The organism is Vibrio sp. EJY3 (assembly GCF_000241385.1).
GTDB classification, from domain to species: Bacteria; Pseudomonadota; Gammaproteobacteria; order Enterobacterales; family Vibrionaceae; genus Vibrio; species Vibrio natriegens.
Genome location: NC_016613.1, coordinates 909,726 through 928,793, shown reverse-complemented (window position 1 = coordinate 928,793; position 19,068 = coordinate 909,726). Strand labels below are relative to the sequence as shown.

Annotated in this window: 12 protein-coding genes and 1 tRNA gene; 4 read left to right on the top strand and 9 right to left on the bottom strand. The window is 46.3% G+C overall.

Annotated features, from left to right (window positions below):
• Positions 1-6: 6 nt before the first annotated feature.
• Positions 7-735, top strand: coding sequence for a 4'-phosphopantetheinyl transferase (locus tag VEJY3_RS04270; RefSeq protein WP_014231198.1), 729 nt, complete (start codon positions 7-9; stop codon positions 733-735).
• Positions 736-749: 14 nt separating this feature from the next.
• Here VEJY3_RS04270 and VEJY3_RS04265 read toward each other — a convergent pair whose 3' ends face one another.
• From VEJY3_RS04265 to VEJY3_RS04240, 6 genes are all read right to left on the bottom strand, one after another.
• Positions 750-1,694, bottom strand: a complete 945-nt coding sequence (locus VEJY3_RS04265) for a hypothetical protein (protein ID WP_014231197.1) — start codon at positions 1,692-1,694, stop codon at positions 750-752.
• Positions 1,687-5,634 (bottom strand): enterobactin synthase subunit F, encoded by a 3,948-nt coding sequence (locus tag VEJY3_RS04260; protein WP_014231196.1) that lies wholly within the window; start codon positions 5,632-5,634, stop codon positions 1,687-1,689. The genes VEJY3_RS04265 and VEJY3_RS04260 overlap by 8 nt, the downstream gene beginning before the upstream one ends.
• A gap of 33 nt (positions 5,635-5,667) precedes the next feature.
• Positions 5,668-6,546 (bottom strand): isochorismatase family protein, encoded by an 879-nt coding sequence (locus VEJY3_RS04255; protein ID WP_014231195.1) that lies wholly within the window; start codon positions 6,544-6,546, stop codon positions 5,668-5,670.
• Between the two features lie 51 nt (positions 6,547-6,597).
• On the bottom strand, positions 6,598-8,202 hold the full coding sequence (locus tag VEJY3_RS04250; protein ID WP_041170307.1) for a (2,3-dihydroxybenzoyl)adenylate synthase: 1,605 nt from the start codon (positions 8,200-8,202) through the stop codon (positions 6,598-6,600).
• A gap of 11 nt (positions 8,203-8,213) precedes the next feature.
• Complete coding sequence (locus VEJY3_RS04245; protein WP_049794613.1) at positions 8,214-9,434, bottom strand: isochorismate synthase; 1,221 nt, start codon at positions 9,432-9,434, stop codon at positions 8,214-8,216.
• Positions 9,435-9,702: 268 nt separating this feature from the next.
• Complete coding sequence (locus VEJY3_RS04240) at positions 9,703-10,800, bottom strand: hypothetical protein (protein ID WP_014231192.1); 1,098 nt, start codon at positions 10,798-10,800, stop codon at positions 9,703-9,705.
• A 101-nt stretch (positions 10,801-10,901) separates the two neighbouring features.
• On the opposite strand from VEJY3_RS04240, the gene VEJY3_RS04235 reads away from it, so the two are divergent.
• A complete protein-coding gene (locus tag VEJY3_RS04235; protein WP_014231191.1) occupies positions 10,902-11,693 on the top strand; it encodes a 2,3-dihydro-2,3-dihydroxybenzoate dehydrogenase in 792 nt (263 codons plus the stop codon).
• A gap of 56 nt (positions 11,694-11,749) precedes the next feature.
• On the opposite strand, the gene VEJY3_RS04230 is transcribed toward VEJY3_RS04235, so the two are convergent.
• Positions 11,750-11,826: transfer RNA gene (locus VEJY3_RS04230), tRNA-Arg, on the bottom strand.
• Positions 11,827-12,448: 622 nt separating this feature from the next.
• Here VEJY3_RS04230 and VEJY3_RS04225 point away from each other — a divergent pair.
• Positions 12,449-14,992: a phage/plasmid primase, P4 family gene (locus tag VEJY3_RS04225; protein ID WP_014231190.1), complete on the top strand. Its 2,544-nt coding sequence runs from the start codon at positions 12,449-12,451 to the stop codon at positions 14,990-14,992.
• Positions 14,993-15,213: 221 nt separating this feature from the next.
• On the opposite strand, the gene VEJY3_RS25705 is transcribed toward VEJY3_RS04225, so the two are convergent.
• Positions 15,214-15,351: a hypothetical protein gene (locus VEJY3_RS25705; RefSeq protein ID WP_158308254.1), complete on the bottom strand. Its 138-nt coding sequence runs from the start codon at positions 15,349-15,351 to the stop codon at positions 15,214-15,216.
• Between the two features lie 876 nt (positions 15,352-16,227).
• Entirely contained in the window at positions 16,228-17,757 is a 1,530-nt protein-coding gene (locus tag VEJY3_RS04215) for a serine hydrolase (RefSeq protein ID WP_014231189.1), read from the bottom strand.
• Positions 17,758-18,260: 503 nt separating this feature from the next.
• On the opposite strand from VEJY3_RS04215, the gene VEJY3_RS04210 reads away from it, so the two are divergent.
• Positions 18,261-18,734: a hypothetical protein gene (locus VEJY3_RS04210; protein ID WP_014231188.1), complete on the top strand. Its 474-nt coding sequence runs from the start codon at positions 18,261-18,263 to the stop codon at positions 18,732-18,734.
• The last annotated feature ends 334 nt before the right edge of the window (positions 18,735-19,068 follow it).

Below are 19,068 nucleotides of genomic sequence, written 5' to 3'. Positions count from 1 at the left end.
TTTACTGTGAATAACAAGAGTTTGAAAAATATTAAGTTAGATGAAATTCTCTCCCCTAACTGCTTCCACTTTGGGACAACCAGTCCGCTGATTCAGATGGTGAAAGCCACATCAGATATGTACGCCAAAGCAGGCTTACCTTTAGAAGAGGAACATATTCAGAAATCAGTACCCAAACGGCAGGAAGAATTTAGAGCTGGGCGTCACGCCGCACGTGCCGCAATCAGAAAACTGACTTCAGACAATGCTTTTGCGGATCAATCCCCCATTTTGGTTGGCGCATCTAGAGAACCCGTTTTCCCTAACACTGTTAGCGGCAGTATTAGTCATACAGACTCCCTGTGTTTGGCGGCGTGTGCGGTTAAAAATGATGTGCCAAGTATTGGGATTGATGTTGAAAACAATCAAAATCTTGCCGCTCACCTTCTTCCTGCGATTTACACAGCCAATGAACAACATCACCTACAGAAATCAGACACCATCCCAAACGTGCTGATATTCAGCATCAAAGAGAGTTTATTCAAATGTCTGTTTCCATTCGTGAGGGTATATTTCGACTTTTTAGATGCCGAAATTGCGCTGCACCCCGAGACGGAAAACAGCGGACAGTTTCAGTTTGAGTTGATTGGAGATAACCGAAGGGATCTCCAATCCGCCCTGCCAGATCTAACGTTTCACGGTCATTATTGCTTTACCGAACAAACCGTTTTCTCGCTGTGCTTTTTTACGCCTTAAATTACCAAGAGTCCCTATTCAATCACCTTTTGAATTACCACTCTCTGGCGCTGATTCACAAGCGGTAGCCTCTTCTTTAGCTGCGCTTTCCACTTCTGGGGAATTTCAACGCCAGCTGCACTCAACTGCCGGGTTTGTGGGCCTAAATACCAGTAAGCATCCACCAACTGATCAACGGGTGTCTCAGAGTAAGGATTCACCGTAGGTTTGTTAGGAACCAGATCGGCAAAGTTCATCTGGCTAAACCTTGGCTGTTGGGTGGAATAGATACCCAATTCCAGCGAGTCTTGTTCAAGCGTTGTCGGCAACATATGTGGCCATACCGAAACGTATTGGACACCAAATCTCTGTGCGGCTAACACCCCGAAAGGATGATGGCGAGTTGAGCCAAATGTAGGAGAACGCTTGAGAATATGCCTTGCGCCGACGAGCACGATCACCCCTTTGTCATTTTGGCGCTTGATGACTTCAATACCTTCAATCAGAGCCTGATCTCGCTCTGCATTAAGCTGGGCAAGCTGTGACGGATGACGAAGTTCTTGCCAATCGAACGGAGGCTCGGTCAGTACAACTTTGATAGGAGTGGTACGCTGTGCGTTTGCTTGCTTTAAGCGTCGAAAAAACTCGCCATAGCAAGGGTGCATCCAGGCAGGAAAAGCGATGGAATCTATCCAGACCGCAGCCAGCTCATCATCAGAAATGTCACCTCCTGACAGGTAATCATCCAACATTTTTTGATGCTTGGCGTTACCAAACTCGACAAACAGATGAGTAAACACACCATCCAACTCCTCAGAGAGCAACACCTGCGTCATTTGCTCAAAAAGGTCCGCATACCAGTGGGCTTCACCAATAGCCAAAACAGAGCCAGACTCCAGTTTGCCTTTGAAGAAAGTCAGAGGGGAAATGCTCCCCTCCCACTTATTCTCTGGTAACAACGGATGACCAGAATTAAACATCGAATTTCACTCTCAGTTCTTCAACCATTCGGGTTCCAATAAGACGTAACATGTCTGGTCGCATCATATCTCGGTGAATACAATCAACATCCACGACATTGATTTCACCATCCATGTAATTAAACCAACCATTGCGATCCAAGAATGACTCTTCTGGTGGCTTCTCAGCATTGAAGAACAACATATCACCCTGATAACGATAATCTACCGAATCTCGTACGCGATGGTTGTTGTTGATCACCACTTCGATCATCGCAGATATGGTCTCGGAGCTCAGGTGAGCCATCGACGATCCCGCATCTTGTAAGATGTCGATAACTTCTGGCTTAGTAATGCTGCTATGCGCTGATTCGTCAAACTCAACACCCGCCATTCGAATCAATGCCCCCAGAGCTTGCTCTTCACCAGGTGGATTCATGGTCTGCCACTGCTCTGTAGGGTAGGAATCAAGCAAAGTAAGTAAACCGACTTCTTGTCCTTGCTGCTGCAAGATACCCGCCATCAAGTGCGCAATCATGCCACCAATAGACCAGCCAAGTAGATGGTAAGGACCGAAAGGCTGTTCTTCACGGATAGCAGCGACATAATCTTCTGCCATCTCCTTCATCGTTTTCGGCAAAGCCAAAGAAGGATCGCCAAGGTTACGAGCCTGCACACCATATAGAGGAATGTTAGATGGAATAATTGGCGTCAGCGCCGCATAACACCAGCTTAGACCACCTGCAGGGTGAACACAGAATATGGCGGCTTTACCCTCGCGTTTACGCAGTGGCAATAGCATATTAAGCGCTTCATCACTTTCGCTACCATTCAGTTTGGCTGCAATGCCAGCAACGGTCGGAGACTCAAACACCGCGGCCAGTGATAGCTCAATGCCCATGATCTCTTTTACATGCGCAATAAGCTGCGCCGCTAACAGAGAGTGTCCGCCAAGCTCGAAGAAATTATCTTCAACGCCCACAGCAGGAAGCTCCAATAACTGGCAGAACAGCTTACACAAACGTTCTTCGACCAAATTACTCGGCCCTTTTGTACCGACCTGACCAGATAGATCGGGTTTTGGCAGCGCATTACGGTCAAGTTTTCCGTTTGGCGTTAACGGAAACGCATCGAGCTCAACAAAATAGCTCGGTACCATGTATTCAGGCAGAGGATCAGAAAGATACTTCTGTAGCTGCGCAACATCGATAGGTTGCTCAGTACCTTCTGCTGTGACGTAGGCCACCAGACGTTTATCGCCATCGCTGTATTCTTGAGCCAACACAGCAACTTGCGCCACATTAGGGTGGCTTGCTAGGGCATTTTCGATCTCCTCCAGCTCGATTCGGAAACCACGAATTTTGACCTGAAAATCACTGCGACCACAGTATTCTATCGCCCCATCTTCACGCCAGCGTGCCAGATCGCCCGATAAATACATTCGACTTCCTGTTGGACCAAACGGATTATCAATAAACCGCTCTGCCGTCAGTTCTGGCTGGCCATGATACCCGATAGCAAGCTGACGACCTGCAATGTAAAGATGACCAACCACGCCCGGTGGTACTGGGTTAAGCGCATCATCCAGAATATAGATTTGCGTGTTCCAAACCGGGCGACCTATTGGTGTCGAGCTGCCTTGCGCATTAGCTTCACTCGGCCAGTAAGTCACATCGACGGCTGCCTCAGTTGGGCCATATAAATTATGCAGCGGCGCATCGAAAGATTGGTAATATTGGTTCACTAACTCAATCGGCAAGGCTTCCCCACTACAAAATACCTGACGCAAACTTTCGCATCGCTGGGCATCCGCCTGTTGAACAAAAATCTGCAGCATCGAAGGAACGAAATGTAATGTGGTGATCTTTTGACTGTGAATGAGTTCCTGCAGATAAACCGGATCTTTGTGTCCGTCTGGTTTTGCAACCACCAAACAAGAGCCGACGATCATTGGCCAGAAGAATTCCCACACTGACACATCAAAGCCAGCAGGTGTTTTTTGTAACACGCGATCATTGGCATCAATCGGATATTGATCGTGCATCCATAGCAATCGGTTCACGATAGCATCATGGCTCACCACCACGCCTTTGGGCTTACCAGTCGAGCCGGAGGTATAAATCATATAAGCCGGCGAATGTGGTTCTGGCTGAACTTGGGGTGGTAACGGCTCTACATTCTTATAAATCGCAGGAAGTGTTTCATCATCGACAAGTTTACTCTCGCACTCGGGCGGCAACTTGGATTGTAATGCCGAAGTCGAAAACACGAGCTTAGGCGCAGAAGATTCCAGCATGTAATGAATGCGACCTTCTGGGTAGTCCGGGTCAATCGGCACATACACCGCACCAGCAGCAAGAATGGCTTGCTGTACAACGATTAACTCTTCACTTCGCGGTACACAAACAGCAATGCGATCTCCTGCTTCCACACCTTGGGCAAACAGCCAGTTCATCAAAGAGTAGACCTTTCGACTTAACTGCTCATAGGTGAGTGTTTGATTCTCAAAAATCAGTGCCGGAGCATGGGGCGTCAAGATTCGTTGTCTTGCCATCAAGGCTGATAAGGAGGTTTCTGGAACAGAATGAGCGGTATCGTTCCAGGTATTGATCACTTTTTCTCGTTCACCAGCAAGCAAAATGCTGACATCACGGATCTTACACTGACTCGCACCCTGCTCACGAGCAGCCGCAAAAAAGTCACTCATAAAATGGAACAGACGCTGCTGGTGTTCTTGAATTTCACGCTCTGAATAAAGCTCGGGGTTGGCATCCATATCCACATGCAATTCGCCGCCAAGCTCATAACAGTACAGAGAAATGTCATCCACGGGCCCCGCTGAAAGGTTATGTGCCTTAGAATTTAGCTCTCCAAACTTATGCTCATACTCAAACGGCATAATGTTCACCAGAGGACCAAACAGGTTACGGTTGTCTTTGACCAGATTAAGTTCTCGGTGTAACTCTTCATAACGGTAGCCTTGATGACGACGTACAGAAGAAAACTCTTGGTTGACCTGCTTGACCAAGGTTTTGATATCCAACCCCTCATCAAAACTGACTCGTACTGGCAGAATATTCACTCGCATTGCTGGCGTTTGAATTGCCACGGAGCCTAACCGCCCCATGAGTGGCACACCAAGCACCACTTCCTTCGAGCGAGTCATACGATGAACGTACGCAGCAATAGAGGCGATAAGAACACTGTACCAGTGTGTACGGCACTGCTTCGCCAATAATTCCATCTGCTGAAAATCGCTGACTGGCATCACACCCTTGAGGCGCAGAAAGTGATCGGAAGTGACCGTTGGCTGACCTGCTAAGTTGACCGTGTCTGAGTGGTCTGCATAGCGCTGTAAGTAAAAGGCGCGATCGTTTTGATACTTCTCTGAGACTTTGTAGTTGTCGTCTTCTGTTAGCATCGCTTGCTGATCAACAAACTCAACCTTATCAAATGGTTTGCCTTTGATAAGTTGGCTGTAAATATGCGCGACTCGGGACACAATTAATGACATGCTGTAACCATCAATTGCGATATGGTGCAGTGATAAAAACCAAACGAATTTGTCTTCCGCCAGCTTAAGCAGCGCCATAGAAAAAAGTGGCCCCTGCTCTAGGTTGACGGGTTGTTTCAATTGCACTTTCATCCAGTCAATCGCGGCATTCAAAGGATCTGATTCAGAAGAAAAATCAAAGCGGCCCACTTGCCAAGGCTGTCGCTCTATCACCATGCGAGGCCCTTCGGTCGTCGTGACAAATTTAGCATGCAATGAGTCAACTTCTTCAATAGCGGCTTTGACTGCCTCGACGAAACACGGCTCATCCACCGCACCGTCAATCAGTAAATATTCGCCCGTCTTATATATTGGGTTTTCTGGATCTCGAAGCTGCGCAAACCAAATCCCTGCTTGCGCATCCGTTAGCGGTAACAACTGCTCCGCCGTATAAGGTAAATCGTACATTTCCGTTCCTTTACTACTTGTCCTTGCCCGGCACTAGGTGCGCTTCTTCTCAATCAATTGCCACCAGTGAGCCACACAAGGCTGAGCAGCAAGCTCCATAAAACTTAAATCCAGGCCCGCCTGTTGCCAGTCACCGACCAGAGACATAATTCGAACCGAATCCAGACCGAAATCGAGCAAGCTATCCTGCGGTTCGATTTCTTCAGCAGGAACGTCAAGCAAAGTCGCCAGTTGCAGAGCTAACTCTTGCTCAGATTGAGGAATCTCGTGAGTAATTGGCATATCGCTGACCTGGCTCAGCAGCTGTTGTTTGTCCAAAACATAACCACATCGGCCCGCGACATAATTCAGTGCCATTTCATGCTCGCTCTCAGAAAAGTCCGCTACCGCATCCGAAACCATAAAGGCTTGAATGTCGGTCATGAACGCTTCAGAAGCGGTCTGTAAACAACCAATATGCGCGTATACACCAACGATGATCAGCTGGTCTCGCCCGGTTTCATCCATCATGGATTTAAGCGGTGTGCGCTGGAAAGCACTGTAGCGCCATTTGGTATAAACGATGTCTTGCTCTGTTGGCGCAAGAGCAGGCAGGATTCTCGTAATCGTGTCATCAGCTTTTAGACCCGGCCCCCAGAAGTCCGTCAGTAATGCTCTATCGTCCTGACACTGATCACCAGGTTGAGCGGTGTATACCACTGGTATGCCTGCTTCAATACAGGCTTGTTTGATCTGTTGGATGTTCTGCGTCAAGGTTTGAATCAGCTCGCTGTCCAAATCGTAAAAATTCAGAAAATACTGCTGCATATCGTGGATCAGTAATACGGCACGCTCTGGATCTACCGACCAAGATACGCGATTTTGGGGGATCGCTTTAGATAACGGATAACCCGCAATAGCTGGAATTGCCATGAGGCATTTCTCCTAAAATTCGTAGATAAAAGTCAGGTTTGGTTGAGTGGGTTAAACCAACTCAAGGAGTTTGTTCTTGTTGATCTTTCCGACAGGGGTTTTCGGCAATACATCGACGAAAATGACGCGATCTGGGATCTTAAATTCGGCCAACCCTCGATTTCTCAGGAAGCGCTTTATTTCTATCGGTTTCGGTTTATCTTCAAGACAAACTAATGCGGCACAACTGCGTTCACCCAGATAATCATCTGGTATCGCGATAACAGCCGCATCATGGACGGCGTCATGCACCATCAGATGATTTTCGATCTCTTGTGCTGCGATTTTCTCTCCGCCGCGGTTGATCTGTTCTTTATCGCGCCCGACGACTTGTAAGTTCCCTTCTTTGGTTAACACCACCACATCGCCTGTTCGGTAATAACCCCCCGCAATAAAGGAACGTTGATTGTGCTCCGGTGCGTTGTAGTAGCCGCGAATCGTGTACGGGCCTCGTGCGCATAACATGCCAGCCGTACCCTGAGGCACAGGTTCGCCCATTTCGTTAACAACGAGTATCTCATCAGCGGGTGACATCGGCCGACCTTGCGTGGACACAATGACGGAGTCTGGATCGTCCAACCTTGTGTAGTTCACCAGCCCTTCCGCCATACCGAATACCTGTTGCAACGTGCAGTTTAATGTCGGTTTGACACGTCTCGCAGCCGCTTCACTAAAGCGCGCACCACCGACCTGAAGCACTTGTAACGAGCTGATGTCATATTGGGTCCGAGGCGCTTCATCTAGCCACAACAACGCCAAAGGTGGCACCAGTGCTGCTACAGTAATCTGATGGTTTTCAATCAATTGAAATGCGGTCTGTGGACTCGGATCAGGCGAAAGCACCACCGTTCCACCAGCCATAAAACATCCTAGAGCACCAGGCGAGCTCAACGGAAAATTGTGCGCAGCAGGTAGGACACACAAATAGCGAGTTTGAGGTGAAAACTCGCAAACATCATTGCTGGCGCGAACACTGTAGAGGTAATCCGTATGGGTACGCGGAATCAACTTTGGCGTGCCAGTTGTGCCACCAGATAACTGGAAGAAGGCAAAGTCTTGTTCCGGCATTGGCTCAGTTGCCGCGTGCGATAAGAAAAGTGAGTCTAGGTCAACACTACCCGTTGGTTTTAGGCTGTTATCACCGGCCCAGACAATGGTCTCCAACGTTGGTAATTCATTCGCGACTTTTTGCGCAATATCGGCGGTATCGACACCCATTTGTGGCGCAGTAATTAACGCTTTTGCCTCAGTAAAATGACAAAAGTATCGAATCTCATAATATCGGTGGGCCGGTAAAGCTAATACAGGCTGAACACCAATTTTCAATAGAGCAAAAAAGCTCAGGTAAAACGCGCCGATATTGGGTAAGTGCAAGACGGCTTTATCGCCAGCCTTCAGTTTCAGCGTTTGTTGGAAGCCTGCTGCCAGTTCATCAACCTGAACGGCTAACGCTTGGTAAGTCCATTGCTGGTCACCGGATACAAGTGCAACCTTTTCGGGATATGTTCCAGCGCTGGCTTCAAGCATCTCTGGTATAGTTTGCTCTGTCCAATAGCCTGCTTCCTGATACTGGCGTACGGTCTTTTCTGGCCAAGGTGTAAACCCAGACGCTTTCATGCTTGGCAGTTTCACACCACTACCTCCATGTTGTCCTGAACTTCAATGCCAAGTGCATTCAGTACGGTACGCATTTTGTTGCCCGTTTCTTCTAGCTCACTTTGTGGCTCAGAACCACTGACAATTCCCGCCCCGGCGTAAACGCGCAGACGCTTTTTTTCCACTTCCGCGCAGCGAATCACTACGACCCACTCACCATTACCTCGGGCATCCACCCAGCCGACCAGCCCAGTAAAGTAACCACGATCAAAAGGCTCAACTTTTTCGATAAAATCGTAGGCCTGAGCAGTCGGATAACCACATACCGCAGGCGTTGGATGAAGTGCACTGGCAAGCTTAAGCACACTGGTGGCAGAGTCCGAAATCGTACCTTCGATGCGAGTCGACAGGTGCAGCATCGCTTTGGTTTCAATAACCGAAGGCACCATTGGCACATAAAGATTGTGGCACCAAGGCTGAAGTGCTTTTTCTACTGCATCAACAACCACGGCATGTTCATGGAGATCTTTACTGCTCTCCATCATCAGTTCGCCTTGTTGCTGGTTCATCGTCTCGTTATCACTGCGCCTGCGTGAACCAGCCAATGGGTTGGAGCAAACATGCGGCCCTTTGCGTGAGACCAATAGTTCAGGGCTCGAGCCCATTAAGTAAGTATCACAACCTTCGCCCCCTAAACGGGTTGAAAAGGTATAACCGCCCGGATTTTGTTTTAGCAGCGTTTTAAGAAATTGAGCCCGATCTATCTCTTGTTCGGTATCCACTTGCATTGTTCGTGAAAGAACAACCTTCTCCAAATCAAACTCTTTTCGGGAACAGGCATTCGCCGCTTGAGCGACACTGCGCATGTATTCTTCAGGAGCTGGAATTGGCTTTATCGAAGACGGAACGCACTGGTTAGAACCATCCACAGTTGCCACTTTGTCCGGACGAATCGGTGATGTCGTACATAGACGTTCAGGCACAATAAAATGCACAGGATTGTGCTCAGAAAACGGGATGACACCAACCGCAATAGGGTTGTCGCTTTCATCTTCCTTGACCGATTCGAGTAGCTGACTAATACAAGAATCTAATTCTGAGAACCTGATTTTTTGGGAAAACTCTGCAGCAATGCCTTGTGTCAGTAACGTCACAGTCGGTGAACTGAAGAAAAACGAAGCATCATCCGAATGAACGTTAAGAAACTCTGTGAGCATAGTACTGCTCCCCATTGAGTTACGAAGCATAATCATCTCTCAAATTATATTAAACATAGGACCACAAATGAGAATCCCTCTCAATTGCGATGTAAGAGTACACATACTGTTACATTTGATCAAATGCTTTTAATAACTATTATCATTCGTATTATTTACAAATTAGAGGTTTGTTCCATTTTGGTAACATATGAAAAGAGTTCGGAAACCATCATTGAGATATAAGGAGAAACAAAAACGGCTGATGATGTCACCACTCAGCCGCTTGCGTTGGTACTACTTGTATAGATAACAGGGTTGAACACTACCCCTTGTTGGTAAAACCGTACTGTTCATCACTGCGTTCAATAAGCTCATTAAAGCTCTCTTGCATTTTGCCGCCGATGATATCAACTCGGCGCTGCATCTCTTCAACCCAGTCACGATCTGCGACTACGTCACGAGGAAGAACCATGGTTCTCTGGTTTTCGCCTAGATAAAGAAAGGCATCAAACAGGTCACCAACCTGTGCATCCATATCGTCCATTGCGGCCAGTTTGTAACGTGCTTTTGGCAAAAAATCGATCAAACGTAGATCCCGAATTGGTCCCTGATCCACTTCCAATACAGCTGGTGATTTCAGTGTACTAAAGGTCTTTACTACCTTGGGGTCAGTCATCGGCCAAATCAAATAAGTGCTGTCAGGAAAGGCTTGCTGCAGACGCGTTGCCAGCGGCCAGTCTGTTTCCTGTGTTTTCTTTACATAATCTGCTGGCGCATTAACCAAATGAAACGCACCAAAAATCATCAATGCTTTTTCATTATTCTTGATTCGTTCAGACGCGACTTGATAGAAATGATCGGTCTTATTCTTCGCTGCTTTCTTCCAAACTGTAACGTCCTGCAAGGCATCCCAGTCAAAAGGCGCTTCAGCCAGATGCACTTGAATTTTCTTGCCCTCAGGTAAAGCTTCATTGCGCTGCTTTATGGCTTTGAAAAAGTCTCGATAGACATCTGGCATCCAAGCCATAAAGTACAACGAACCTCTTAGCATCGTATTCAATTGGCTCTCACTGACTTCCCCTCCAGCAAGGTAATCATCCAGAATCGATTGGTATTTGGCGTTACCAAACTCCACGACGACATGATTCACCTGCTCGGAAAACTCTGGCTTAGAGACTAACTCGGTCGCATAACGAATAAACGCGTCATTCCAGTGATAATCTCCAATCGCGACAAAGTTATGCGTGTCAAAGGCCTGCAAAATGGCATCATCTGCGTACTTTGCTTGCTTAACCACTTGCGCCACTTCTCTTGGTGGTAAATCAACCTTAGCCGAGTGAGGTAAATACTCACACCCAACTAAACTCACGAGCCCTACACTTAGTAGCCATGGCTTTATTTTTCGACTTAATTTCCTCATGACCTAATCATTTCCTAGTTAACAAGATGACAACGATAACAAAAATAATTATCATTTACATAATTAAAGTTACCCATCTGTATCACGAAAAGGATGTTTAGATGAATGAAAACCGTTCAGAATTCAATGGCAAGTTATGCCTGGTCACTGGCGCTGGTCAGGGAATTGGTCTCGCATGCGCCAAAAGTTTATTAGCACAAGGCGCACAAGTGATTGCCTGTGATGTGAGTGAACAGACGCTAATGAATTTGATGAGTTCGATTCCTGACGAACAACAGGTCAGAACCACCCTTTTACCATTTGATCTGGCAAGTCCTGAATCTATCCAATCTGCCTGCCAACGTTTAGAAAATGACAAACTCATTCCAGAATATATTGCGACCTGCGCAGGTACCTTACACCTCTCCCCTATTCTTGACCTGCCTTTGGACGCACTCAGTAAAACATTGGATGTAAACCTAAAAGGTACTCTACTTTTAACCCAGCATATAGCTAAGCTATTAGTTAGAAACGGGAAAAGAGGCGCCATCGTAGCGGTCGGATCAAATGCAGCCGATACTCCAAGAAGCAATATGTCTGCATACTGCACATCGAAAGCTGGGCTCCATATGTGGATGCAGTGTTTGGGACTAGAGTTGGCTGAGCATGGTATTCGCTGCAATATCGTCAGTCCGGGGTCAACCAGAACTCCAATGCAGGAGCAAATGTGGAATGAGTCTTACGGTGAAAAAGAAACGATTCGCGGCAATCTGGAATCGCATCGTATTGGCATCCCCCTGAATAAAATAGCCGAAACCAAAGACATCACCAATGCGATCGAGTTTCTGCTCAGCGACAAATCAGGACATATCACCATGCATGATTTAAGAGTCGATGGCGGCGCTACTTTTTAGCCGTATAAACGACAAAGCCCCGACAACTCATCGAGTTATCGGGGCTTTTGAATAAATGGCACGCCCTATTGGATTCGAACCAATGACCACATCCTTAGAAGGGACGTGCTCTATCCAGCTGAGCTAAGGGCGCTTTCTACCGTGAGCACAGTCACGCGGGATGAATCGTACAGGACTGTGCCTGAGCTTTCAACCACCCTCCCACATGCGCAATAACATTTTGGAAGTTTAATTCGACTTTCCAGACAAGTTTCTCGACCTGACGAAGTTTGACCAGCATCACAAAACCCGAAAATTCAAAAAAACACACACCACACAACAAAACAACAATCTTGTAACAATTAAGAAACAAATGATGGCCGGTAAGTCGGAGATATTACAGGATTGACTGAAAAACAATAAATTTCTTCAAAAAAAATTTTTGCTGATCTCAGCTCGATTGTTAGAACTTTGTTAAAAAAATAGTTATTTACTCAAATTGGATTTTTAATATTTAATCAATCCGTTCTTTCCCGGGTAGAACACGAACTTTAATGGCCTTTGAATTTAAGTCGTTGATAATAATTAACTTTATAACCTTTTTTTCAAAGTAAACAGCCTGCTGTATAGAGGGTATATATCGAATTATGACCCATTTAAAAGTGAAGCGTAGCCAGTTACCTGCGCGAGCTTATAGCCCCCAAGAATCTATTGCTTGGGATAGTGCCGACCTAGATTCGGCAAAAGTGTTTAAACCCAGAGAGAAGGAATCTCGCATGTTAGAATTCACAAATGACTACAAACCAAAATTTATCGAAACACTGATTCAACATGGTTTAGTGCCGCCAAAACAGGTTATTGCAGACGGAAAAATTCACCGTTTCAGTTCGAACGGTAAGCCTGGCGATAAGGCTGGATACTACGTTCTGTATTCAAACAATGACGGTTCGGTTGCTGGCAAGTTTGGCTGCTGGCGCTCTCTCGATACTACTTTCTGGTCATCACATGGGGATACTCGTTTGTCTCTCGCAGACAAGTTAGCGCTAGAAGAAAACCGTCGTCATGCCCAGCTTGAAATTGAGAATGTTCTCTTTGAGCGAGCATTGTTTGCGAAAAGTGTTCTGGATAGTGCTAAGCCAGCCCAGAACAGCCATGCGTACATCCAGAAAAAGGGTGACTTGCCAGTCGACGGGGTTTTCGAACTTGAATCAATCCCATGCTCACTCTTTTTCGACAACCCAGAGAATACAAAAGTAATGCGTAACGTTCTCTTAATTCCTGTGTATGACAAAGAAGGCAAGCTTCTTACCCTACAAGCCATTAACGAACGTGGTGACAAGATGTTTATGTCTGGTGGTACAACGAAAGGCGGCATGTTTACTTTTAAAGGTAACGACGAGCAGATTTTCGTTGCAGAAGGGTTTGCGACTGCCGCGAGCATTCATGCAGCAACTGGTCATACTGCCGTGTGCGCTTTCAACGCTGGCAATCTCAAGGCAGTAGCACCACAGGTGAAAGAGCTAAACCCTGATTCACTGGTAATTATCGCAGCTGATAACGACAGCCAAAAAGAACAGGAAGGTAAAGGCAATAAAGGCAAAGACATCGCCCAAGAACTGTTTGAGCAAGAGGGCTTAGCGTACACTTTGCCTGTATTTGAGGAAAGTTCTTCTGGCACGGACTGGAACGACTATGCACTAGAGCACGGTGTCGAGACTCTTCACGATGCTATGCAAAAAGCGTTGGTTATGCCTAAAGCCCCGATTACAACCTTTGAGCAAGCGATCGAGAGCTTAGCTACAGACTCGAAAGACGTCGAGGCTTACAACGTGGCGATCAGTTTCATCAAAGATGCAGAGGCGTTGTTCAAAGGTGGCATGATGAAGAAACTGAAAGAACTGACGAATGTACCTTTCCAAGACATGAAGGAGAATATCACGCAACTGAAAGCGAAAGAACAGCCAGTACAACTGAGCCAAGGTGACATCGCTCACGCTCTTATCGAGAATTTCACAACAGTTGAAATGGTAGCTGCTTATGGATGTATTTGGACATATAACGCTTCTACTGGTCTATGGACAAGTATGAAACTAAGTCTTCTTGGTGATGTAATTGGAAGACGTTTTAATGCCCAAGATAAATGCAAACGCGTGCCAGACTACAAGGTTATCGCTAGTTTTGTATATGATTTGCAAGAAGAACAAGAATTCTTTGACAATGCCCCTAGCGGCATCGCGACACCTTCAGGCTTTTTATGTGTGGGTAATACTGGTATCGAGAAATTGCCATTCAGTCCACTACAGCGCTCTCGTCACGGCTTAAGTTTTGAACCCGCGCCAAAGGGTGTTAAGCCAGAACTATTCCTAAGCATGCTAAATGATGCGTTCGAAGGGTGCCATCCTGAAGAACAAATCCGTCAGTTACGAATGCTGTTCGGTTTGTCGCTTTTTGGATTGATGCCAAAACACCAGACTGCTGTATTACTGCATGGTGCAGGTGGTTCAGGTAAATCACTGGTTCTTAAGGTTTTAGAGAGCCTATTGTCCAGCGATGCTATTGCGACGGTCTCGCCTATGCAAATGGATAAGGATTACAAGGTGGCAACCTTAGCAGGAAAACGATTTAATCTTGTCCCTGAGTTGGATAAAGACATTCCCATCACTAGTGCGGCTTTTAAAGCAATTATTGGTGGTGACACAATTAATGCACGTGAGCCTTATGGCAAATCGTTCAATTTTACACCGAATGTTACGAACTGGTTCAACGGCAACTTTTTCCCTAAAACTACAGACCATACCGAGGGGTTTTATCGTCGCTGGGCAATTATTCACTTCCATAACACTAAACCTGTATCTGAACGCGACCCTTTCCTACTAGAGAAGATCGTAAAAAACGAACTGCCTGCGATTTTGACATGGGCTATTGAAGGTGTAGAGGACTACCTACAGCAAGGCTATGACTTAGATTCTGGAGAAAACGCCAATCACAGTCTTTACTTATCGCCAGCACATGACCAGTACTTGGCAAAGTGGGTAGCAGAAACAGATAGTGTAAAAGGTTGGTTAAATGATTCTGGTGAGAATGGTATTGTGGAGCGTAAGCGAGGCACTTCTATTCCGCCACTTAAGTTGTCGATTGCGTACAGTATTTACAAAGACTGGTGCGTCACAACGGGCATCAAACCTTATTCGAAAACAGAATTTGAGTCAAATATGGAAATGTGTGGTTATGTTGCGAGTAAACCTAACAACACCAAAACCTACATGGAGTTATCCCAAACCCCAATCATCAACGATGTTTTATTCAAGGGGGCGGCGTAGAGCAAGGTGGTAAAGGTTAAGGTAATTAAAAATACTTTTCTATAATGAAAAATATTACAACCTAAACATACCTTTCTCCATAAGTTAAAAAGGTGGTGTCGAAAGCACCACCTTTCCAACTTTTTACATAAGAAGAAGATTCACCTGACAAGGAAGCAAAGAAAATGCACGATCTACCGTTATACTCTTGGCTCCCCATCGCTATCATTCTAGTTATTGGATCACTCTACTTCATCAGGAAGTTTGTGCTCCGTTGGCGCAATCTTAAACGTAACTCGGTTCAACCAGCCTTTAGAAAGCCAGAGGGCGATCTTACGGATTTGGTTGACTCTGAGGTTAAGGTCATCAGAAAGCATCACGCCCTCACCCGCGACGACGCCGCGTTTATTGAGTCGTGCCTGTTTACGAGAAAACGCCGGAGATAGCTTAGTTCGCCTAATTATTACAACTTGGTTCTGAAGTTTAATCGTCTAAAAATAGTATGGACAATTCCAATTTACGATTTATGGAGCACTCTGATTTTCCAGATTACTTCTAGTATTGCAACTAAGCCAGATTACATGTAACTAAGAACACTATTTAGCTAGCCAGAGTGTTACTGATTACAACGATATTGTGTTGAAGGTAGGCAATCAGTGACATATGTTTGGGAAAGCGCAAATAGTGTGATGTAAATGTGCACGAGAGACTGGATTGACCTAACCAGTTAATTTTCCAGATAGATATAGCTGTTCTTCATGATGATGGCGAAATTCTTCACCGGATTGCCGCCTCGCCATCTGCAATGTAGGAAAAGTAACCAGCGGTCAAGAGTCTTCCCTACCTTATCGAAGCGGAGCATGGCCCATGCTTGGGTTAAAACCTTCTTCGTTAGCCCTCTTTGAGACCAAAGCTACCACCGCCAGTATCCCGCAAGGACTGCAAGTCCCGCATCAGGTGCCCTGTGGTTATTTGCTAGCCCAATCACGATATAATAAAGATTGACGAACTTTCAGCTAATGAAAATTAGCCTTGGTTGAGATGCTTGTGACAGTCGATCAACCAAGGCATTATGATTTTTCCATTGCCTTCAATATCCTCTGCTCCTTCTGACGCTTTGATATCTCAGGCAATTTGTTTTTCTTCCACCAAAACACCCATGTCCTTATGGCGTGTTTTGGTGTTTCCATTAAAGATATTCATACTGCTGATAAACATCTGCGTCAGCAACTGTTGTCAGCGTGAATTGATATCTTCTACTCATCCTGCTTATCGAATACCGATCCGGAGAGGTCGAACTCGTCGACCGCCCCGTCACCGCGAATAAAGATCCTGTGGTTGAATCGCACGTAGTTGAGTTCGCCAGACGGGTCTTTCAGCAATTCACCAAGCGCTCCCTTATTCGGGCCTTCGGTGATGATAAAATAACCATCGGCCGTGTTGGCCACATTGGCAGGCGCGGGATCCGCTCCCTTGGTCAATGCGGAGAACTGGACAAACACATATTTGTCGCCCTCTTTGCGGATCTCGATGTTTTGGGAATTACCCTTGAAGACGCCGACGAAGGGGTCGAGCACAGACGGATCAACGCCCGCAGCGACCGGAGACTTGGCCTCGATTTCCGTGAAGGCTTTGACCATTGCGTTCGCAACTTTTTTGTAGGCCTCAACTCCGCGATCGCTGTGGACCAAAACCACCACGGCAAAGTCGTGATCCGGGATTAGCTGCAGAAAAGAACGCGTGCCGGGCCAATTTCCCCCGTGGCTAGGACTGGTGACCCCATCGTAGTCGTGGACGAACCATGTCAGCCCGGTAAAGTCGCCGGTCTCAGCCTCGACTGCCGGAGCGTGGGCATAGTCCAGTGCTTTTTTAGACAACAACTGCTTGCCGGATGCGTCCTTACCGTCTAGCTGAAAGCGGGCGTATTTAAGCATGTCGGTAACCGTAGACCGGATTCCGCCTGAGGCTGCGGACTCTCTTATCATCGGAACGTAGTACGGTTTCAGATCACTGATGCTGCCTTCCCCATAGATCGGCGGATGCCCCCATGCGTAATTTTTAGCTGGAGGGGTGGTGTCGTAATTAAAGGATGACGCATCCATGCCGAGCGGGTCTAACAGGTTCTCTTCGATCAGGGTCTCAATCGGCTTTCCGCCGACATGCGACACCACATGGGTAGCGAAGGTAATGCTGGTGTTGTTGTACATCCAGGTTTGATCGAACGGATAGATCTGTTGGGCGTAAGCGCCCTGGAGCATGACCTTCTCGGATATCGATCCACCCGGAGGAACAGGAAGGAACCCATGGTCGCCATACCAGCCAGCGCGATGGTGGAACAGGTCAAGGACCCGCGCTTTGGACGTCGCCTCGGGATCCGCAACCCTCCACCACGGCAGAATATCGACGACACGCGCGTTTAAATCCAGAATGCCCTGTTCGGACTGCTGCATGGCCAGCGTCGAAAGGAAGGTTTTTGTCACAGAGCCAATTTGAAATTGCGTATCAGGGGTAACGGCCTCGTCGGTGCCTACCTTGGTGACACCGAGTCCGGCGCTATAGGTGTTGGCTCCATGGATGACACCGACTGCTAGTCCCGGTATGTGCTTTTCTTTCATAAGCTCAGCCGCTTCTGCAACGACCGTATCAAAGGCCGCTTGGCCCTCTTCCTTTGTCATTTGAGAATTGAACTGTTGGTTTTGATTTGCCAATGCCGGCTGCATTGCAAATAACGACGAAATGATTACGGTAGGTAATAGTTTCATTCTTTTCTTAATGCTTTTTTCCATATTTCTTCTCGTTTAAAAAAAATGGGCAGAGTTTTTTGCACCTACAAACCTTTAGGGTATGGTCTGCAAACAACAAAAAAAGTCACGACGGTTTGAAATCATAGTCAGCCAAAAGCCGTTTTGAATACCTATATGACAATGCGGCCTTTCTTGTAATTTTCGATTTCTCATAAATATTCTAGTGCAAGGAAAAGAAACTAGATTGTAAAATGTCACATAATTTGAAGGTCTTACTTATAGACTCTTTCGGATAACTTAAACTTAGTCTAACTATAGTCAAATAAAACGAGAGTAAAGAGCATCGTAAAAAGGAATGGGGCATAAACGTGCTAGCGGTGATCGTGCAGGCTCGTCTCTTACAATTCGTTTATACAACGGCTCAATAAGCCGCTCCCCCTTAAATTAATCCAATGTTACCAATTTTTAAGTTAACTCCGACATACATTAGAAATAACTAATTAAACCTGTTAAAATTAGCCAATCCTAATATAAAGAGCGACATTATGGCTGCACCCGCGGGAAACCAGAACAATAACAAATACCAACCGGAATATTCCATCCAGGTATACAAACTCTGTTTGATGGGAGCTCGGGACCAAGACTTAGCGAAATTTTTTGAAGTTCACAGAGACACGATATTCCATTGGGTCAGCCTGTATCCAGAGTTTGCGGAAGCAAGAAAGCGTGGAAAGCTGGCTGCCGATGCTGAAGTGGCATACAGTCTATTTAAACGTGCTATCGGTACGACTGTAACAAAACAGAAGGTGTTAAGCTCCGGTCAAGTAGTCGAGTACCAGGAAGAGTTACCACCCGATGTTCGAGCGATGGAGTTTTGGCTTAAATGTCGAAGCCGTGGCAACTGGAACCCCAGCCATCAGGTCGAACTTTCAGGCGATCATTCAAACCCGCTTGCCTTTATCCTTGCAGATATTGCGAAAGAATCAGAGGATACTTCCCCACTACCTAAAATTGTCTAAAAAAACCGCCAAATTTAACATAATAACCCTAATCTGCACCAAACGAGTTCACCAAGTTTGAAATGTCCGATGAAACGCTTATTTTCCGACGTTTAGTCGATAAATATGGCTGAATAATAAGTGCATAAACCCTGCATAAATGAGTGCATTTTAAAATCAGAACGAAAGTGCCATTTTCAACACTTTTGTTGTGACCACACTCTAAATCACTTCGTACACCGATGGACTTCCTATTGGATTGCGACATACTTTCTATATTGGAACGTAGCGGTTTCTAACAAGATTCCTTAGCTATCTGCATATCCAATAAACCTCGCTCCGGCGGGGTTTTCTC